Source organism: Corynebacterium faecium (assembly GCF_027257105.1).
In the GTDB taxonomy this organism is placed as follows: Bacteria; Actinomycetota; Actinomycetes; order Mycobacteriales; family Mycobacteriaceae; genus Corynebacterium; species Corynebacterium lehmanniae.
In genome coordinates, this window is record NZ_JAPYJX010000004.1 from 241,246 (window position 1) to 258,136 (window position 16,891).

The 16,891-nt window shown below is 65.7% G+C and carries 17 protein-coding genes and 1 tRNA gene; 10 read left to right on the plus strand and 8 right to left on the minus strand.

From position 1 onward, the window contains the following. Positions 1-43: 43 nt before the first annotated feature. Genes gnd through O5O53_RS11735 form a run of 6 tightly spaced genes read left to right on the plus strand, consistent with a single transcriptional unit; the run spans position 44 to position 7,721 of the window. On the plus strand, positions 44-1,513 hold the full coding sequence (gnd, locus tag O5O53_RS06120; protein ID WP_269509940.1) for an NADP-dependent phosphogluconate dehydrogenase: 1,470 nt from the start codon (positions 44-46) through the stop codon (positions 1,511-1,513). A 42-nt stretch (positions 1,514-1,555) separates the two neighbouring features. Beyond that, positions 1,556-2,884 carry a DEAD/DEAH box helicase gene (locus O5O53_RS06125; RefSeq protein ID WP_269509943.1) on the plus strand — a complete coding sequence of 443 codons (1,329 nt, stop codon included), beginning with the start codon at positions 1,556-1,558 and terminating at the stop codon, positions 2,882-2,884. Positions 2,885-2,901: 17 nt separating this feature from the next. Then, positions 2,902-4,302 (plus strand): hemolysin family protein, encoded by a 1,401-nt coding sequence (locus O5O53_RS06130; RefSeq protein WP_269509946.1) that lies wholly within the window; start codon positions 2,902-2,904, stop codon positions 4,300-4,302. Continuing rightward, positions 4,299-5,351: a hemolysin family protein gene (locus O5O53_RS06135; protein WP_269509949.1), complete on the plus strand. Its 1,053-nt coding sequence runs from the start codon at positions 4,299-4,301 to the stop codon at positions 5,349-5,351. The genes O5O53_RS06130 and O5O53_RS06135 overlap by 4 nt, the downstream gene beginning before the upstream one ends. After that, entirely contained in the window at positions 5,352-6,209 is an 858-nt protein-coding gene (locus O5O53_RS06140) for a 3-methyladenine DNA glycosylase (RefSeq protein WP_269509952.1), read from the plus strand. A 48-nt stretch (positions 6,210-6,257) separates the two neighbouring features. Beyond that, complete coding sequence (locus tag O5O53_RS11735) at positions 6,258-7,721, plus strand: vWA domain-containing protein (RefSeq protein ID WP_269509955.1); 1,464 nt, start codon at positions 6,258-6,260, stop codon at positions 7,719-7,721. A 167-nt stretch (positions 7,722-7,888) separates the two neighbouring features. On the opposite strand, the gene O5O53_RS06150 is transcribed toward O5O53_RS11735, so the two are convergent. The 5 genes from O5O53_RS06150 to secA2 form a co-directional block, all read right to left on the minus strand. Then, the gene (locus O5O53_RS06150) at positions 7,889-8,446 is read right to left on the minus strand and encodes a MerR family transcriptional regulator (RefSeq protein WP_181889576.1); all 558 of its coding nucleotides are present in this window, start codon (positions 8,444-8,446) and stop codon (positions 7,889-7,891) included. Between the two features lie 127 nt (positions 8,447-8,573). Beyond that, complete coding sequence (locus tag O5O53_RS06155) at positions 8,574-9,134, minus strand: bifunctional nuclease domain-containing protein (protein ID WP_269509957.1); 561 nt, start codon at positions 9,132-9,134, stop codon at positions 8,574-8,576. Continuing rightward, complete coding sequence (gene ftsR / locus O5O53_RS06160) at positions 9,134-9,895, minus strand: transcriptional regulator FtsR (protein ID WP_370645816.1); 762 nt, start codon at positions 9,893-9,895, stop codon at positions 9,134-9,136. Before ftsR ends, O5O53_RS06155 begins: the two co-directional genes overlap by 1 nt. A 20-nt stretch (positions 9,896-9,915) precedes the next feature. After that, complete coding sequence (gene odhI / locus O5O53_RS06165) at positions 9,916-10,341, minus strand: oxoglutarate dehydrogenase inhibitor Odhl (protein WP_181888397.1); 426 nt, start codon at positions 10,339-10,341, stop codon at positions 9,916-9,918. A gap of 87 nt (positions 10,342-10,428) precedes the next feature. Beyond that, complete coding sequence (gene secA2, locus O5O53_RS06170) at positions 10,429-12,720, minus strand: accessory Sec system translocase SecA2 (protein ID WP_269509960.1); 2,292 nt, start codon at positions 12,718-12,720, stop codon at positions 10,429-10,431. A 109-nt stretch (positions 12,721-12,829) separates the two neighbouring features. Between secA2 and O5O53_RS06175 the strand changes: the two genes are divergently transcribed. The 3 genes from O5O53_RS06175 to O5O53_RS06185 all read left to right on the plus strand — a co-directional run bounded on the left by O5O53_RS06175 (position 12,830) and on the right by O5O53_RS06185 (position 14,628). Further along, the gene (locus tag O5O53_RS06175; protein ID WP_269509964.1) at positions 12,830-14,056 is read left to right on the plus strand and encodes a bifunctional alpha/beta hydrolase/OsmC family protein; all 1,227 of its coding nucleotides are present in this window, start codon (positions 12,830-12,832) and stop codon (positions 14,054-14,056) included. Then, complete coding sequence (locus O5O53_RS06180) at positions 14,056-14,457, plus strand: YchJ family protein (RefSeq protein WP_269509968.1); 402 nt, start codon at positions 14,056-14,058, stop codon at positions 14,455-14,457. The genes O5O53_RS06175 and O5O53_RS06180 overlap by 1 nt, the downstream gene beginning before the upstream one ends. Before the next feature lie 97 nt (positions 14,458-14,554). Next, positions 14,555-14,628: transfer RNA gene (locus O5O53_RS06185), tRNA-Pro, on the plus strand. Positions 14,629-14,675: 47 nt separating this feature from the next. Here O5O53_RS06185 and O5O53_RS06190 read toward each other — a convergent pair. Further along, positions 14,676-15,035, minus strand: a complete 360-nt coding sequence (locus O5O53_RS06190; protein WP_269509971.1) for a VOC family protein — start codon at positions 15,033-15,035, stop codon at positions 14,676-14,678. 142 nt (positions 15,036-15,177) lie between these two features. On the opposite strand from O5O53_RS06190, the gene O5O53_RS06195 reads away from it, so the two are divergent. Beyond that, on the plus strand, positions 15,178-15,399 hold the full coding sequence (locus O5O53_RS06195) for a helix-turn-helix domain-containing protein (RefSeq protein ID WP_269510056.1): 222 nt from the start codon (positions 15,178-15,180) through the stop codon (positions 15,397-15,399). On the opposite strand, the gene O5O53_RS06200 is transcribed toward O5O53_RS06195, so the two are convergent. Continuing rightward, on the minus strand, positions 15,396-16,277 hold the full coding sequence (locus tag O5O53_RS06200) for a 3-hydroxyacyl-CoA dehydrogenase (RefSeq protein ID WP_269509974.1): 882 nt from the start codon (positions 16,275-16,277) through the stop codon (positions 15,396-15,398). The genes O5O53_RS06195 and O5O53_RS06200 overlap by 4 nt on opposite strands. Before the next feature lie 55 nt (positions 16,278-16,332). Next, a complete protein-coding gene (locus tag O5O53_RS06205) occupies positions 16,333-16,869 on the minus strand; it encodes a gamma carbonic anhydrase family protein (RefSeq protein ID WP_269509977.1) in 537 nt (178 codons plus the stop codon). Between the last annotated feature and the right edge of the window lie 22 nt (positions 16,870-16,891).

A 16,891-nucleotide genomic window follows, 5' to 3' on the forward strand; every position in this document is an offset into this window, starting at 1 on the left:
TCTTACGGGCGAAAGCGGGCGCACCCCGCGTAGAATCCGGCGTATGACTGCAGAACACAACGGTGACCAGCTCGCTCAAATCGGTGTTGTCGGCATGGCGGTGATGGGCTCCAACCTTGCCCGCAATTTCGCGTCCAAGGGCCACACCGTGGCCATCTACAACCGCTCCCCGGAAAAGACCCGCGCGGTCGTTGAAGAGTTCGGCCACGAGGGCAATTTCATCCCCTCCGAGTCGATCGAGGACTTCGTCGCATCGCTGGAGCGCCCCCGCAAGGCAGTGATCATGGTGCAGGCCGGCGCCGCCACAGATGCAGTGATCAAGCAGCTCGTGGAGGCCATGGACGACGGCGACATCATCATCGACGGCGGCAATTCCCTGTTCACGGACACCATCCGCCGCGAACGTGAAGTCGCTGCAGCTGGCCGCCACTTCGTCGGCGCCGGCATCTCCGGCGGCGAGGAGGGTGCGCTGCGCGGCCCGTCGATCATGCCGGGCGGTCCGGTGGAATCCTGGGAGACTCTCGGGCCGCTGCTGGAGGACATCTCCGCGAAGGTGGACGGCACCCCGTGCGTGACCCACATCGGCCCGGACGGCGCCGGCCACTTTGTCAAGATGGTGCACAACGGCATCGAGTACGCGGACATGCAGGTCATCGGCGAGGCCTACCACCTGCTGCGCTACGCGGCAGGCCTCGAGCCGGCGGAGATCGCGGACATCTTCACGGAGTGGAACAAGGGCGACCTGGACTCCTACCTCATCGAGATCACAGCGGAGGTGCTGCGCCAGGTGGACGCGCGCACCGGCAAACCGTTCATCGACGTCATCGTGGACGCCGCCGGCCAGAAGGGAACCGGCCGCTGGACGGTCAAGGAAGCGCTGGACCTCGGGGTTCCCACCACCGCCATCGGCGAGGCCGTCTTCGCCCGCGCGCTGTCGTCTGCGCTGGCTCAGCGCGAGGCGGCCCAGGAGGTCGGTCTGCCTGCGGGTGAGACAACGACGTTGGAGGCCGGAGGCGTCGATAAGCAATCGTTCGTCGAGGACGTGCGGCGCGCGTTGTACGCCTCCAAGCTGGTGGCGTACGCGCAGGGCTTCGACGAGATCAACGCCGGCTCCCAGGAACACAACTGGGACATCAAGCCCGGCGATCTCGCGCGCATTTGGCGCGGCGGCTGCATCATCCGCGCGAAGTTCCTCGACCGCATCACGGAGGCCTACGAAAAGGACCCGGAGCTGCCGTCGCTGCTTTTGGACCCGTACTTCAAGGGCGAGCTGGACAAGGGCCTGGTGGATTCCTGGCGCCGCGTGGTTGTCACCGCAACCCAGCTGGGCCTGCCGGTGCCGGTGTTCGCATCCTCGCTGTCCTACTACGACTCGCTGCGCGCGCAGCGCCTGCCGGCTGCGCTGATCCAGGGCCAGCGCGACTTCTTCGGCGCCCACACCTACAAGCGCGTGGACATGGAGGGCACGTTCCACACCACGTGGTCCGGCGAACGCGAGGAACTGAGCTACTAGCTCGGCTTCTCCCCTTTCGTCCGACCGCGTAGACTGCACTGAATGACTACATTCGCCGATCTCGGTTTGCCCCGGGCCATTGTCAACGTCCTGGGCAAGCAAGGCATCACTGAGCCCTTCCCCATCCAGGAAGCGGCGATCCCCGACGCGCTGGCCGGCAAGGACGTGCTGGGCCGCGGCCCGACAGGCTCCGGCAAGACCTTCACGTTCGGCCTGCCCATGCTGGCTCGTCTCGCAGGCGCTCCGAGCACCCCGGGCCACCCGCGCGGCCTTGTGCTGGCGCCGACGCGCGAGCTCGCCTCGCAAATCCGCGAACGCCTCGAGGATCCCGCGGCCGCGCTCGGCCTGCGCGTGCTCGATGTTGTGGGCGGTGTGAACATCAACCACCACATCCGCTCGCTCGCGTCCCCGGTGGACCTGCTGGTGGCCACCCCCGGCCGTGCCGAGGACCTGATCAACCAGAAGAAGCTGTCCTTCGATTCGGTTGCGATTACTGCCCTGGATGAGGCGGACCAGATGGCGGACATGGGCTTTCTGCCGCAGGTGCGCAAGCTTTTGGACCGCACCCCGAAGGACGGCCAGCGCCTTTTGTTTTCCGCCACCCTCGACGGTGACGTGGAAAAGCTCATCGCCCGCTACATGCACGACCCCGTCACCCACTCCACCGCCCCGGTGCAGGCGGCGGTAGACACGATGGACCACTACCGCCTCATGGTGGGCGGCCGCGAGGAGCGCAACGAGATCGCCCTGCAGATCGCCGCGCGCGAGGGCAAGACCATCATGTTCATGCGCACGAAGCACGGCGTGGACCGCCAGGTGAAAAAGCTGCGCCGCGCCGGCATCCACGCCCAAGGCCTCCACGGCGACAAGGGCCAGGGCGCGCGCACACGAGCGCTGGAGGGCTTCGCCGACGGCTCCACCCCTGTGCTGGTGGCCACGGACATCGCGGCCCGCGGCATCGACGTCGATGACGTCTCCCTGGTCGTGCACGTGGACCCGCCCGCGGAGCACAAGGCGTACCTGCACCGCGCAGGCCGCACAGCACGAGCCGGCACGTCCGGCACCGTGGTCACCCTCGTGATGGACGACCAAGCCAAGGAAGTCGCGCAGCTTCTGCGCAAGGCCGGCGTGGACGCGCCCGAGGTCAGGGTGGCTCCGCTTTCGGAATCCTTGGTTACAATCACCGGTGCACGCACACCGGAAGGCACGCCGCTTCCTCCGCCGGGCCAACCCCAGCGGCCGAAGAGGACCGCTGCCTCCGGCAACCGCAAGGCAGGCGGCAACCGTAGCCGCAATGCCAGCCGCGGCGGAAGCAACAACCGCAACCGCGCCCGCCGTACGGACCGAAGTCGAAGGAGTAACGGCCGCTAAGGCACAGACCACCATCCATGGACATACTCTTATCCATCCTAGCCCTACTGGCGTTCGTGCTGCTCACGGCGTCGACCGGGCTTTTCGTCGCGATCGAATTCGCCATGACGGGCCTGGAACGCTCGACCATCGACGCCCACGTCAAGGAGCGGGGCGACGCCACAGCGCGGGCGATTGCGCGCGACCACGCAAACCTCTCGTTCGTGCTCTCCGGCGCGCAGTTGGGCATTACGGTGACCACCCTTGCCGCCGGTTTCCTCGCAGAGCCGGTGCTGGGCAAATTCTTCACCCCGGTCCTCGAGCTCGTCGGACTGCCTGCAAGCGCGTCCACCACCGTCGCGCTTGTCCTCGCACTGGTGGTGGCGACGTTTTTGTCCATGGTGTTCGGCGAGTTGGTGCCGAAAAACGTCGCCATCACGGACCCGTTGAACACGGCCCGCACGGTGGTGCCGCCCGTGCACTACTTCAACATGGCGACCAAGCCGTTCATCCTGTTTCTCAACACCGCCGCGAACTGGGTGGTGCGCAAGATGGGCATCGAGCCTGCCGACGAGCTCGCGTCCGCCCGCTCCTCCCAGGAGCTTGGCGCGATGGTGCGAAACTCCGCTGAAGCGGGCGGCCTGGATGCGGCTACTGCCGCAGTGATCGACCGTTCGTTGCGTTTCGGCGAGACGACGGCTGAGGAAGTGATGACGCCGCGCTCAACCATTGATTCACTGGACGCGGACGACACCGTCGCGGATTTGATCGCCCTTGCGCGCGAGACTGGCCACTCCCGTTTCCCGGTACGCCGCGGCGACTTGGACGACACCCTCGGCGTGGTCCACATCAAGGATGCCTTCTCTGTGCCGCACGAGTTCCGCGCCACGACGAAGTTGGCCTCCCTGGCGCGGCGGGTGCCGTTCGTGCCGGGCACGCTCGATGGCGACTCGGTGCTCAACCGCGTGCGCTCCGCAGGCTCTCAGGTGGTGCTGGTGGCCGACGAGTACGGCGGCACCCAGGGCCTGGTCACCATCGAGGACCTTGTGGAGGAGATCCTCGGTGAGGTCTACGACGAGTACGACGACCAAGAAAGCGAGAAGGACTTCACCCGCTTCGGCACGTCCTGGGAGGTTGCGGGCCTCGTGCGTCTCGACGAGTTGGAGGAACGCACCGGGTTCGCCGCCGTGGACGGTCCCTACGAAACCCTCGGCGGCCTGATCATGGCCACGCTGGGCCGCATCCCCGAGCTCGGCGACGAGGTCGTGCTGCGCACCGCCTCCGCGGCGAATTTCCAGGAGGAGCTGCAATCCGGCGGCGCCGGCAATTGGCTGGCGCAGGTATCCGAGATGGACGGCCGCCGCATCGACCGCGCGCTGCTGCGTCCGGTCCCGCCCGATGAAGCAGGCGAAGTTAGAGAGGCGGTGGACACCAAGTGAGTATCTGGTTGGCAGCACTGCTGATCGTCGCGCTGCTCGGCGTCAACGCGTTCTTCGTGGCCGTCGAATTCGCACTCGTCTCCTCCCGCAAGGACCGCTTGGAGTCGCTCCTTGCGCAGGGCAAAACCAAGGCTGAGGGCGTGCTTTACGCCACCGAGCACCTCTCGATCTACCTTGCCGGCGCACAGTTCGGCATCACGGTGGCGTCGCTGATTCTGGGCAAGGTGGCCGAGCCTGCGATCGCCTTTTACATCGAGGCGCCGTTTGAGGCCCTGGGCATGCCCGGCGACCTGCTGCACCCCGTCGCGTTCGTGCTCGCCCTGCTCATCATCTCGTTTCTGCACATCTTGTTCGGCGAGATGGTGCCGAAAAACATTGCCATCGCGGGCCCGGAACGCATGGCGATGTGGCTGACCCCCGCGATGACGCTGTGGATGAAGCTCACGCATCCGCTGCTGGAATTCCTCAACTGGGTCGCGCGCAAGACGCTGCTGCTGTTCGGCATCGAGCAGCGCGACGAGCTCGAATCCACCGTGGACCAGGAACAGCTCGCCACCATGATCCAGGAGTCGCGCGAGGAGGGCCTCCTGGACGCCGAAGAGACCGTGCGCCTGGCCAAGGCGCTGCGCCAGGACTCCCGCCAGCTCAAGGAAGCCATGATCCCGCTGGCCCAGGTCACGACGATCCCGTACGACCCTCGCGGCATCCGCCTCTCCGTCATCGAGCAGGCGGTCCAAGACACCGGCTACTCCCGCTTCCCTGTCCGCATCGACGCCAGCTCGCTCGCCGGCTACGTCCATGTCAAGGACATCCTGGACCTGATGGAGTTCCCGCAGGGCGATCCGCGGGTTTCGCTCAAGCGCATCCGCCCGCTGACTACAGTCGATGCCGCCCAGTCCATGGACGACGCGCTCGCGATGCTGCACCGCCGTTCCGCGCACATGGCGGAGGTGCACGACAACGGCAAACTCGTCGGCGTGGTCGCGCTGGAAGACCTCATCGAGGAATACGTGGGCACGGTGTCCGACTGGACCCACGAGGGCGAGTAAATGCAGGTACTCACCCCCGAGGAGTACATGCCGCGCATCGCAGCTCACGCCGCCCGCGCCGAACGCTGGACCGCGCCAAGGGTGGCGCGCCGGGCACGCGGCCAGTATCACCCGGTGTGGGATTTCCTCTTCGATTACTACCCGCAGCGCCCCGCCCATCTGAAGCGCTGGCACCCGGGCGTCGGCGTCGCGCTCGAAGACGCCGCTTCGCTCCCCCACGCCGGCTGGCGCGACTATGTCTGTAACAAGGGCACTGTGCTTCTCGACGTCCAACGGTTCCTCACCCACCGCAGAGGCGACGTGGAGGAGGTGGAGGCCATCCTTCGGTCCGTCGATAGGCGTGAAGCCCACTTCGACTGCTTCGGCATGCACGAGTGGGCGATGGTGTACCGCACGGACAGCCCGCGCCACAGCCTGCCGCTGCGCCTGGGGGCGGAGGGCACGAACGCCGTGGTGGAGGCGCACAACGTCAAGTGCACGCATTTCGACGCCTTCCGGTTTTTCACCCCTGCGGCGCGGCCACTGAACCTCACGGTGCTCACGCGCGAGGGGCAACCCGACAACGACCAGGCCGGGTGCGTGCACGTGAGCATGGACCTGTACAAGTGGGCAATGAAGCTCGGACCGCTCGTGCCCGGCGAGCTGCTGATGGACTGCTTCGAGCTCGCCGCCGACGCCCGGCGCCTAGACATGGAGGCCTCCCCGTACGACTGCAAGAGCTTGGGCTTCGGCGTGGTGGCTGTGGAAACGCCCGAGGGCAAGGCGGAGTACGTAGCCCGCCAACGCGAGCTCAGCCGCCGCGCACAACCGCTGCGCCAGCGGCTTGTCGCGGTCATCGACGCCGCCTATCACGGCTAGACTCGAAGACGGTTTTCACTCGTTCGATCGAAAAAGGCGGCGATTCCGGTGGCGAAGCACGCAAGCGGCAAGAACAACTACAGGCTGTCCGGAGAGCTCATCGCCTTACTGGTGGTGCTGGCCCTGATCGCAGCGGCCATCATCTGGTGGCTGACCAGCCGCGGCGAGGACGCTGGCAGCACTGAGGCGCAGGCCGAGGACTGCGTCGCGGGCGAGCTCGTGCTCCCCGTCGCGGCCTCCGACAAGGGCGCGGGCCAATCGCTTGTGGACGCCTACGGTGCGTCCTCCCCCGTCGTCCGCGACTACTGCGTCAAGCCCCAGCTGGTCGACTCTGTTGCCGACGTCGCGGTGTTTATCGCCCCGAACACGACGGTGACCCACCAGTCGCTGGAGAACGCAGGTCGCACCCCCGCCGTATCTGACCCGAAGGCTGCGTACAGCGAAGCCGTCGGCGTGGCCGGCAAGGACGAGGTCAAGCTCGAGGACCTGACCGTGGACAAGGTCCGCTTCCCCGTATCCGAAGAGTCTGCAGCCTCCGCCCTGGTGGCATCAAAGGTGGCCGGAAACGACAACGACGCCGTGCAGGCGCTGACCGATCAGCGCATCGGCAGCGCCGACGAGCTCAACGCAGATGCCGGCGAGTACCTCGCCACCACCGAGGACGCCGTGCCGGAAGGCCTGAAGTTCACCCCGGTCGGTTCCGACGCCGTCTACACGGCGTTTCCGCTGAACCAGAACGACAAGGTCGACGAGAACCAGGCCCGCGCGGGCCAGGACTTCGCCCGCTTCGCCTCCGAGCGTTTCGACGGCACCGCCAACGACCAGCCAGCCGTCTCCGACCTGGTGTGGGCCGCTGCCCTGCCGGCCGGCGGCGAGGCCATCACATCGGACGCGAAGAAGGACGGAGCGCAGGATGGCGCTGACGCTGACAAGGCTGCTGGCGGCGAAAGCGCTGACGCCGCCGGTGCCAATGCCAGCGCCCTGCAGCCCGAAAACACCCTGTTCCTCCTAGACACCTCCGACGCGATGAGCCCGTACCTCCAGCCGGCGAAGGACGCCATCGCAAACGCCGCGCTCGAGCTCGGCGGCAAGGGCAAGCAGGTCGGCCTGTGGAACTACTCCTCCCCGCTGAACCCAGGCGTTGTAGTGGGCTACCGCCAGAACATCAGCGTCTCCCCCGACGCCGATTCCGTCGCCGTGGCGGTGCGACGCTTCCTCACCGGCGGCGTGCCCCAGACCCGCCAGGCCGTCGAGGCAGCCGCAGGCGCCTATGGTGCTGGCGAAGCGAAAATCCGCGTCGTCCTGGTCACCACTGGCACGGCCGATGCTGGCGACGACAAGGCATTCGAGGACGCGGTGCGCGGTGCCGCGGGCGACAAGGTGGAGATCACCGTCGTGCGCGTCGGCGAGGGCGAAGCAGACAAGGCGGTCGAGGCCCTGTCCGCGAAAACCGTGGATGCGAAGCAAGCCGACGGCATCGACGGCGCCGTGAAGCAGGCATCCGGCCTGTAGGCATCCGGTCAGCCACCCCCCCCTGCGACAGACCCTGGGATCCTAAGCCTGGGATCGGGCGAAAATCGAGCGATCGCAGGCTCTGCCTCCCAGGGTCTGTGCGGCGAGGACATAGAAAAAGGCCCGGGCTGGTGGGAGTGATCCCAGCCCGGGCCTAAACGCTTCGCTTAGGAGGTCTTGCGACGGCGGCGGTCCGCCAGCTCGTCGAAGCCAATGACGTTGTCGGCGTCGTCCTCGGTGACGCGCTCCGACGGGAACGCGGAGATGGTGCCGGTCAGTTCCTTCATGATCTGCGGCACGGCGATGCCGAACACGCCCTGGCCGCCGCCGAGGAGGTCGATAATCTCCTCGTTGGAGCGGCACTCGTAGACGGTCACGCCGTCGGAGACGAGGGTGATCTCGGCGATGTCGGACACACCGCGGTCACGCAGCTTGTCCACTGCGAGGCGGATGTTCTGCAGCGAGATACCGGTGTCGAGCAGACCCTTGACGATCTTCAGGACCAGGATGTCCTTGAAGGAGTACAGGCGCTGAGAGCCGGAGCCCTTAGCGCCACGGATGGACGGGCGCACAAGGCCGGTGCGTGCCCAGTAGTCGAGCTGGCGGTAGGTGATGCCGGCGACCTGGCAGGCGATCGGCACGCGGTAGCCGACTTCGTCGGACGGGCCGACGTCGAAAAGCGACTCCTGCACAGCGTCGAACAGGCCGTCCTGATTTTCCTCGATGATGCTCACGTAATTACTCCCATGAAAGTTAGCTCGAAGCCTAATGACTATTAAAGGGTAAGCATACGGAGCTGGTCAATAGTCACATGCGTAACACGCCGAAACTCTCAAGGAATACTTGAGGGTTTTACCCCTCCTTGGGGTTATCCTCCCCCAAATCCGAGTCCTCCACCCCGAGGCTGCGCATCAGCGCCTCGAAGTCCGCGTCAGCCTGGGCGTCGCCGCTGGCGGAGACAGCTTCATCCGCGAAATCTTCGATTTCGATCTCCGCCTGCAGGTAGCGCTGGGCATCCCCCTGCGACAGAAACACCGAGGCCTGGGCGGCGACCGTGTCGTCGACGGTCAGCTCCATGTCCAGCTCCTCGGCTAACAGCAGCGCGTCGGAAGCGCGCAGATCAATTTCGGTGCCGCCGAAGATTGTCAGGGTGGCCATAAAGGTGCCGTTGACGTAGCTGGAAAGTTCGAGGCTGTCCGCGCCGTTGGTGGAGGTGCGGATGAGCTCCGCGATCGCGTCGACGGGACGCGGGCGGTTCGGGGCCCACCCGTCCAGGCGCATGGCCAGCTCAGCGCCCTCCATCGGCGGCAGCCACACCGGAATGCAGCGCCCGTTCGTGGGCCGTTGGAGCAGGGCGCACAGGAAATCTTCCGGGCCGACCGGAAAAACGCCGATGAGGTTGACGGCCTCCATTAGCTCCCCAGCTGCTTGCGCAGCTCGTTCTTCACCAGCGACGCGTGCAGGGACACCACCAGCGCGGACATCTGCTGACCGATCTCTTCGGCCTTCTGCTTCGCGGTGACCTTGCCGGACTTCGACACCGGCTCCGCAACCTGGTTGATCATGTCGGCCTGACGTGCCGCGGCGGTGCGCAGGGTCTTCAGGTGGCGGGCGTCGAAGCCGAATTCGGACAGCGACAGCGCGGTGGTGACGGTACGAACGTCGTCGGCATTGAACAACCCGGCAGCATCCGGGGTGATCAGCCCGACCTTGATGTACTCCTCCACCGTCGACGGATCCGCCTGGGCCTGCTCCGCCACGTCCGCGTCGGTCAGCTGGGTCGCCGCCGGTGCGCGGAAGTTCTCCGGGGAGATCATCGGCTCGGACTCGCCGGCGGACAGGATCGCGGTGACGTGGCCGGAATCCATCGCCTCGAGCTGCTCGCGGATGACCTTCAGCGGCAGGTAGTTGTCGCGCTGGGTGACCAGGATGTAGCGCAGACGCTCCACATCTTCCTCGGTGAAGCGGCGGTAGCCGGAGGCGGTGCGTTGCGGAGTGATCAGCCCCTCGGACTCGAGGAAGCGGATCTTGGAGACGGTCACGTCCGGGAACTCGGTGCGCAGACGCTCAAGCACCACGCCGATGGACATCGTTTTCGCGGTCTTGGTTGCCTTGGCGGCCTTCGCCGGCTTCGCGGGGGTAGCGGCTGGTGCCGTTTGACGGATTGCGCTCACGTGATCGAACTCTTCTCTAACTAGTTGCCGGCGGTGATGAAGACCAGACGGAATTTACCAATCTGGATTTCGTCGCCGTTGGTCAGCTCCTGGGAGTTGCGCGGCTCGCGGTTGACGTAGGTGCCGTTGAGCGAGCCCACGTCCACGACCTCGTAGCCGCCCTCGTTGCGACGGAACTCTGCGTGACGACGGGACACGGTCACGTCGTCGAGGAAGATGTCGGCCTCCGGGTGGCGGCCCGCAGTGGTGGAATCCTGGTCCAGCAGGAAACGCGCACCCGCGTTCGGGCCGCGCTTGACTACGAGGAGTGCCTCCCCATCCGACAGCTGGTCCGCACCGGCGGCGGAGTCCGCAGACGTCGCAGCTCCGGACTCCATCTCCTTGAGCAGGTCTGCGCGGAATACCGAGGTGGTTTCGACCTGGTTCTGCGGCGTGTTGTCGCTCATGGGTAACTCCTGACTTTCGAGTCGTGGTTGAGATCTCTCGCCATAATAGCGTCCGGCCCGCCGCGAGGGGCGGCTACCGGATAATGCCTAGCGAAAAATGTTGCCGATACCGGAAATGACTGAGTTGCCGGAACCCGCCAGCGGGTTGTCGGACACCATGTACGTCCACGTCGCGCTCGGGCGCTTCCAGCCTGCGTCCGCCAGGTGCGCGCCGTCGGCGTCAATGTCCACGGTGTTGAATGTTTCTACCGCCGCGGCGATCGCCCGGTTGGCCAAGTCCTTGAACTCGCGCACAGCGATGCGGTGGTACTCGTCGATCGGCGTTTCGCGGGCGATGGCGCGCAGGTGGATGGACTCGCGGACATCGTCCATCAGCGCCAGGTGCTCGGACCACTCGGCGTCCAGGTGGAACAGCATGATCTCCCGGGCCGCCTGCTCGAGCACGTCCTGCGGCAGGTGCGAAAGCTCGGCGGCGCGCTGCGGGGAGCGCTCCGACAGTTCGCGCCACGCGGTGTCCGTGTCCAGCAACGCGGCGCGCCGTTCGTCCAGGATGTCTCGGTGGTCCGCCAGCAGCTTGTTGTACTTCCAGGTCTGTGAGTGGATCTCCAGGAGTTGGCCTTCGGTGACGCGCTGGCAGTGCTCGATGAAGCTTTGGGCGCGGTTGCCCGTGATGCGTCCGTCCGGCTCCGGCTGGGCGGAGAACTGCTCCCCGTCGCCGCCGGAGGTGACAATGTCGTCGTCGAGGGAGACGAAGAACACGCTCAGCCCCGGGTCGCCCTGACGGCCGGCGCGGCCGCGCAGCTGGTTGTCTAGGCGCGCGGTGCGGTGGCGGGCTGTGCCGATCACGGCCAGGCCGCCGAGCGAGGCCACCTTGTCGTGGTCGCGTTCATCCGCGCCGCCGAGGCGGATATCCGTGCCGCGGCCCGCCATCTGCGTGGAGACGGTCACGCGTCCCACGTCGCCAGCTTCGGCGACGATGCGGGCCTCTTCCGCGTCGTTTTTCGCGTTGAGCACGTTGACCGCCATGCCGCGAGCGTGAAGCGCATCCGCCAGCGCCTCGGACTCCGCCACGTCGTGGGTGCCCACGAGCACCGGCTGGCCGGTGGAGTTAAGGTGGGCGATCTCCTCGACGATCGCCGAGTTCTTCTCCTCCATCGTGGCGTAGATCCGGTCAGCCTCGTCGAAGCGCTGCAGCTCCTTGGCGCGGTCGATCACAGACACGCGGAGGCCGTAGAAGCTGCGCAACTGGTCGGTTGCCTCCACCGCGGTGCCGGTCATGCCGCACACCAGCGGGTAGCGGCGCATGAGCGCCTGCAGTGTGATGGAATCCAGGATGCGCCCGCCCTCGGACACGTCCAGCCCCTCCTTGGATTCCACTGCGGCCTGCAGGCCGTCGGGCCAGCGCTGCAGCTCCGCCACGCGCCCGCGGGAGGCGTCCACAAGTGCGACTTTGCCGTCGTCGACGATGTAGTGCACGTCCCGGATCAGCAGGGCCTTCGCGTGCAGCGCCAGGTTCACACGTACGAGAGTCGTGCCGATGTGCTCGTCCGAGTAGAGCGAGTCGATGCCCAAAAGCCGTTCGATCTTCGCCGCGCCGTCGTCGGTGAGGAAGGCGTTTCGCCCGTCGGCGTCGATGGTGTAGTCGGTGTCCTCGTCCAGCTTCGACACGGCCTCGGTGATCTGTCCGGTGGCCTGCTTGGAGCCCTCGGAGCCGGCGAGCACGAGCGGCACGAGCGCCTCGTCCACGAGCACGCTGTCAGCCTCGTCGACCAGCGCGACGTCGGCAGGCAGCTGCACCGTCTGGTCGCGGGAGGTGATCTGGTTGTCGTGCAGGTGGTCGAAGCCGATCTCGGTCACCGGCGCGTAGATGACGTCGCTGCGGTAGGCGCTCACGCGCTCTTCGCGTGTCGACGACTCCGTGACCGCCGCCACCGTCAACCCGAAAAACTCCACGAGCGGGCGCATCCACTCCGCGTCGCGCGCGGCCAGGTAGTTGTTCACCGTGATCAGGTGGACGCGCTTGCCCTGCAGCGCGAACCCGGTGGCGGCCATCGCGCCGACGAGCGTTTTGCCCTCGCCGGTGGCCATCTGGATCACGTCGCCCTCCAGCAGGCGCAGCACAGCCTGGTTCTGCACCTCAAACGGCGTCATGCCCAGGGTGCGCTGGGAGGCGACGGACAACCCGGCCAAAAAACGCGGTTTTTCGGCGATGGCCCCGTCGCGCACGGTGGAGGCGACTGCGGAGGCGAGCGAAGCATCGTCGAGAAGCGAAAGCTCCTCGATCAACCCGTGCGCGTCCGCGACAACGGCTTTCGACTTCTTGTTGTTGCGCTCCGTGGTGGAGCCCATGGCCTTCCAGAACCAGTCAAACTTGCCCATAAGGGCTAAGAATAACGCCAACGTGCCAAACAGTTGGTGCGACGATTAGTCTTGCAGCGAAAGTAACCGTTGCGTTGAACCGCCGAGCCGCAGGAGGAAACGGCTACCCATGCTGTCTATGAACGTGAAAGTTCCGTCGTCGAAGGGCCACATGATGGCCGCGACCATCGACCGCCCCGACGGACCCGCGCAGGCCTACGCCATTTTCGCCCACTGCTTCGCCGGCTCCCGCCACACGCCCGGTGCCTCCCGCATTGCCAAGCGGCTGACTGAGCACGGCATTGCCACCCTGCGATTCGACTTCCCAGGCCTGGGCCAGTCCGAGGGCGATTTCAAAGACACCTCGTTTTCCGAGAATGTGGACGACATCGTCGCCGCCGCCCTGTGGCTGGAGGAGAACTACAAGGCCCCGCAGCTGCTCATGGGCCATTCCCTCGGCGGCGCCGCCACCCTGAAGGCGGCCACCCGCCCGGAGCTGAAGAAGATGATCAAGGCGGTGGCCACCGTCGGCGCGCCCTTCGACCCCGCGCACTCGGTGCTGCACTACGCTCACGCGATCGGCGAGGCGGATGCGAACGGCTCGGTCGGGGTGGTGCTCGGCGGCCGCGAGCTGACCATCTCGCGCGAGTTCCTCGAGGATCTCGCCGACACCAACCCGGAGGAGTACCTGCCCAAGCTGCGCAAGCCGCTGCTTGTCGTGCACTCGCCTATCGACGTCACCGTCGGCATCGACAACGCCCAGAACATCTTCTCCCTGGCGCGCTACCCCAAGTCCCTGATGGCGCTGGACAAAGCGGACCACCTGCTCACCCGCCAGGGCACCGCGCAGCGCGCCGCGGACATCATCGGCTCCTGGGCGCAGCAGTACATCCAGCCGCTGTTCGTCCCGGCGAAGACCACGGACACCAACGCCGTGTCCTACTCCGCGCGCGGCACGAAGTACGGCGACGTGGTGCGCACCTCCGACCGCGCGATCACCACCGACCGCTCCAAGAACACCGGCGGCAAGGGCCAGGGTGTCACCTCCACTGGCCTGTACATGTCCGCGCTCGCCGTCAGCTGCTCGCAGGCGGTGCGCGAGGCGGCCAAGGGCATGCAGCTTGACGACGTCCGCGTGGAAGTCAACCACAACGGCGACGGCACCTTCACCCGCCTGATCACCCTCTACGGCGACCTGACCGACGATGAGGTGGAGACCCTGCGCGCCGCGGGCGCGTCCTCCACCGTGGACGGCTACGTGGCGAAGGACGAGATTGAGACGACCGCGGAAACCGCCTCGCTTGAGCGTCGCCGCCGGCAGAACAAGCTCCACCGCGCGGAGCGCCTGGGTAAGTAATGGCTGACGCAACCGGTCTGTGGGCCGACGTGCGGGGGTTGTGCCCTTGCGGGCAGGGCTTGCCGTACGAGGCGTGCTGCGGGCGCTTCATCGACGGTTCCTCTGCGGCACCCACCGCTGAAGCGCTGATGCGCTCGCGATACACCGCCTACGTGCGCGGCGCGGGCTCTTATGTGGCCGAGACCTGGGCGGATGAAACCCGGCCCGCGGACCTGTCCGTGGACCCCTCAGGTGAGCCGTTTACCCGGCTCCAGGTGCTGGATACCGCCGGCGGCGGGCCTTTCGACGCCGAGGGCGTAGTCGAGTTCGCCGCCCACCACCCCGGCGGCGTCATACGGGAACGCTCCCGATTCGAGCGCCGGGCCGGGCGATGGGTCTACGTCGACGGCGTGGTCCGCTAAACCTGGGATGTCGGCAGTGACTGTTTGGTGACCTGCCGGTTTTGGGTCCGTATGACAGTGCTGTAATATTTGCGCAGTTACCGTTTAGGTAGCGGATCGGGCTGTGGCGCAGTTTGGTAGCGCACCACACTGGGGGTGTGGGGGTCGCAGGTTCAAATCCTGTCAGTCCGACAAATTTTTCTTCTGGGGGTTCGGGGGTTTCTCTTTCGGGTACGTTGCTAGTCGATAGGTGCCACGCGGATCTGGTTCCCGTCGGGATCGGCGACCACAAACGTCGTTCCGAACACGTCCTGGTGGGGTTCTTTGATGACGTCGACCCCCTTGTCAGTCCAAGCCTGAAACATGTCCATGACTTCTTCGCCATTGACGTTGAGGCACACTTCGGTGGTGCGTGCCGGAGCGTCGGCAAGTGCATCCGAGTTCCCAGTCCACAGTGCGAGAGCCACACCGTCCGCCAAAGCGAACGTCACATAGCGGGGTGAAACAAAATCGGTTTCCAGCTCCAGGAGGTCTGAGTAGAACTCGACTGATCTCTCAATGTCGGTCACGTAAACGATGAAGACGATCTCGCGGTTCATTTGGGCACTCACTTCCTTCAGAATGAATTGGAGTCCCACAGATTACTCAAATATGAAAGAATTTGGGCGTAAGTACGTCACATATGTGTAGCCGTCGAACCCCCGCGCGGTCGAAGGTGGGCTCATCGAGATCGGCAAAGATCTGCAGCGCTGGCGTCGCCTCAACCGTCTCACCATCGAGCAGGCTGCGTACCGCGCCGATGTGAGCGTGTCCACGTTGCGGCGCTTGGAACAAGGCCACGGCGCGACGCTGGAAAACTTTCTCCGAGTGTGCCGCGCGTTCCAACTACTCGACCGTGTAGAAGCTGCGGTTGATCCGATGGAGCACGATCGCGGCCGGGCCTTGATTGAGCAAATGCTCTAAGAAACGATCTTGCCGTTCGCGTCGTAGGTGTAGAAGCCCTGCCCAGCTTCCAGGCCGGTCCTACCTTCTGCGACCATCGGCTTCAACGTCGTCTCAACGAAGTCCTTCTGCCACTGCGGGGCGTTGTCGTTGGACTCGATCACGGCGACCAAGGTGCGCACGCCGACGAGGTCCATGATCTCAATCGGCCCGCGCGGGGACCCGGTGGAGTTGCACCAGTCGCGGTCGATGTCGACGGGGTCAGCGATGTCGTGGTGCAGCAGGTACATGCCGGCACTGAGCAGCGGCACCAGCAGGGTGTTCAGCACGTAGCCGGGCTGCTCGCGCTTGAGCGGGACCGGCACCATATTGATCTGCTCCGCAAACTCCACAAGCTGGTCCACATACTTCGGGTCAGTGCCCTCGTGCGGCATGATCTCGGCGGTGTTCTGGATCCAGATGTGGTTGGCAAAGTGCAACGCCAAGAAACGCTCCGGCGCGCCCGTCGCGTCTGCGAACTTGCTCGGCATGAGCGTGGAGGTGTTGGTGGCAAACACCGCGGTATCCGGGGCGTACTCCCCCACCTCAGCCCAGACCTTGCGCTTCAGCTCGAGGTTCTCCGGGATCGCCTCGATAACTAGGTCCGCGTTCGCTACCGCTTCTTTCAGGTCCGAAGTCTGCGTTAGGTTCGCGTGCGCTGCCGCGACGGTCTCGTCGTTGGCGGATTCGAGCTCCGCCTTCATCTGTTCGCCGATAGCGTCGAAACGCTTCTTGCCGGCCGCGAGGGCCTCCTCGTTGATGTCGTAGGACACAACCTTCTTGCCCGCGAACGCGGAGCAAAAAGCGATCTGCGCGCCCAGGACACCTGCACCAAGTACTGTTACGTTATTGGATGTCATACTCGTCACGTTACGCCTCATTGCGTGACTTTGACGACAATTTCACTGTGAACTTTTACGCAAGCGAGTCTCGCTCCACCGGCACCAAACCAGTCGCCGCCCGCCGGCCCAGCTCCACGTAGTACGCCGCGTGGCGCAACCTGGCCTCGAAGGTGTCCGGCTCGAGCGTGCGCTTCACTTTGGCGGGCACGCCGGCCGCCAGAGAGAACTCCGGCAGCTCTTGGCCTTCGAGCACCACTGCCCCGCCGCCGACGATGCTGCCCTTGCCCACGCGCGAGCGCGACAGCACGGTCGCGCTCATGCCGATCAGGCAGCCGGGCTCGATGTGGCAGCCGTGCACCATGGCCAGGTGGCCGATGGTGACGTCGTCTTCCAGCACGGTCTCCCCGTCCGTGTCCACGTGCAGCACGGAGCCGTCCTGGACGTTGACGCGGTTGCCGATTCGGATCGCGCCCACGTCGCCGCGGATGACCACGCCGGGCCAGATGTTCGCGTCTTCGCCGATGGTCACGTTGCCGATAATGGTGGCCTCGTCGGAGATAAACGCCGAGGGGTGGATCTGCGGGGTTGCGCCTTCAAAGCTGTAGATCATGGCCACCATTGTGCCTGCGCTG

Bases quoted from the DNA above. Each gene is read 5' to 3' on its own strand.
- O5O53_RS06190 (WP_269509971.1), bottom strand. From the start codon at position 15,035: ATGAACCGCGAGATCGTCTTCATCGTTTACGTGACCGACATTGAGAGA.
- O5O53_RS06155 (WP_269509957.1), bottom strand. From the start codon at position 9,134: ATGGAGGCCGTCAACCTCATCGGCGTTTTTCCGGTCGGCCCGGAAGAT.
- O5O53_RS06125 (WP_269509943.1), top strand. From the start codon at position 1,556: ATGACTACATTCGCCGATCTCGGTTTGCCCCGGGCCATTGTCAACGTC.
- O5O53_RS06140 (WP_269509952.1), top strand. From the start codon at position 5,352: ATGCAGGTACTCACCCCCGAGGAGTACATGCCGCGCATCGCAGCTCAC.
- odhI (WP_181888397.1), bottom strand. From the start codon at position 10,341: ATGAGCGACAACACGCCGCAGAACCAGGTCGAAACCACCTCGGTATTC.
- O5O53_RS06200 (WP_269509974.1), bottom strand. From the start codon at position 16,277: ATGACATCCAATAACGTAACAGTACTTGGTGCAGGTGTCCTGGGCGCG.
- O5O53_RS06180 (WP_269509968.1), top strand. From the start codon at position 14,056: ATGGCTGACGCAACCGGTCTGTGGGCCGACGTGCGGGGGTTGTGCCCT.
- O5O53_RS06205 (WP_269509977.1), bottom strand. From the start codon at position 16,869: ATGATCTACAGCTTTGAAGGCGCAACCCCGCAGATCCACCCCTCGGCG.
- gnd (WP_269509940.1), top strand. From the start codon at position 44: ATGACTGCAGAACACAACGGTGACCAGCTCGCTCAAATCGGTGTTGTC.
- secA2 (WP_269509960.1), bottom strand. From the start codon at position 12,720: ATGGGCAAGTTTGACTGGTTCTGGAAGGCCATGGGCTCCACCACGGAG.
- O5O53_RS06175 (WP_269509964.1), top strand. From the start codon at position 12,830: ATGCTGTCTATGAACGTGAAAGTTCCGTCGTCGAAGGGCCACATGATG.
- O5O53_RS06130 (WP_269509946.1), top strand. From the start codon at position 2,902: ATGGACATACTCTTATCCATCCTAGCCCTACTGGCGTTCGTGCTGCTC.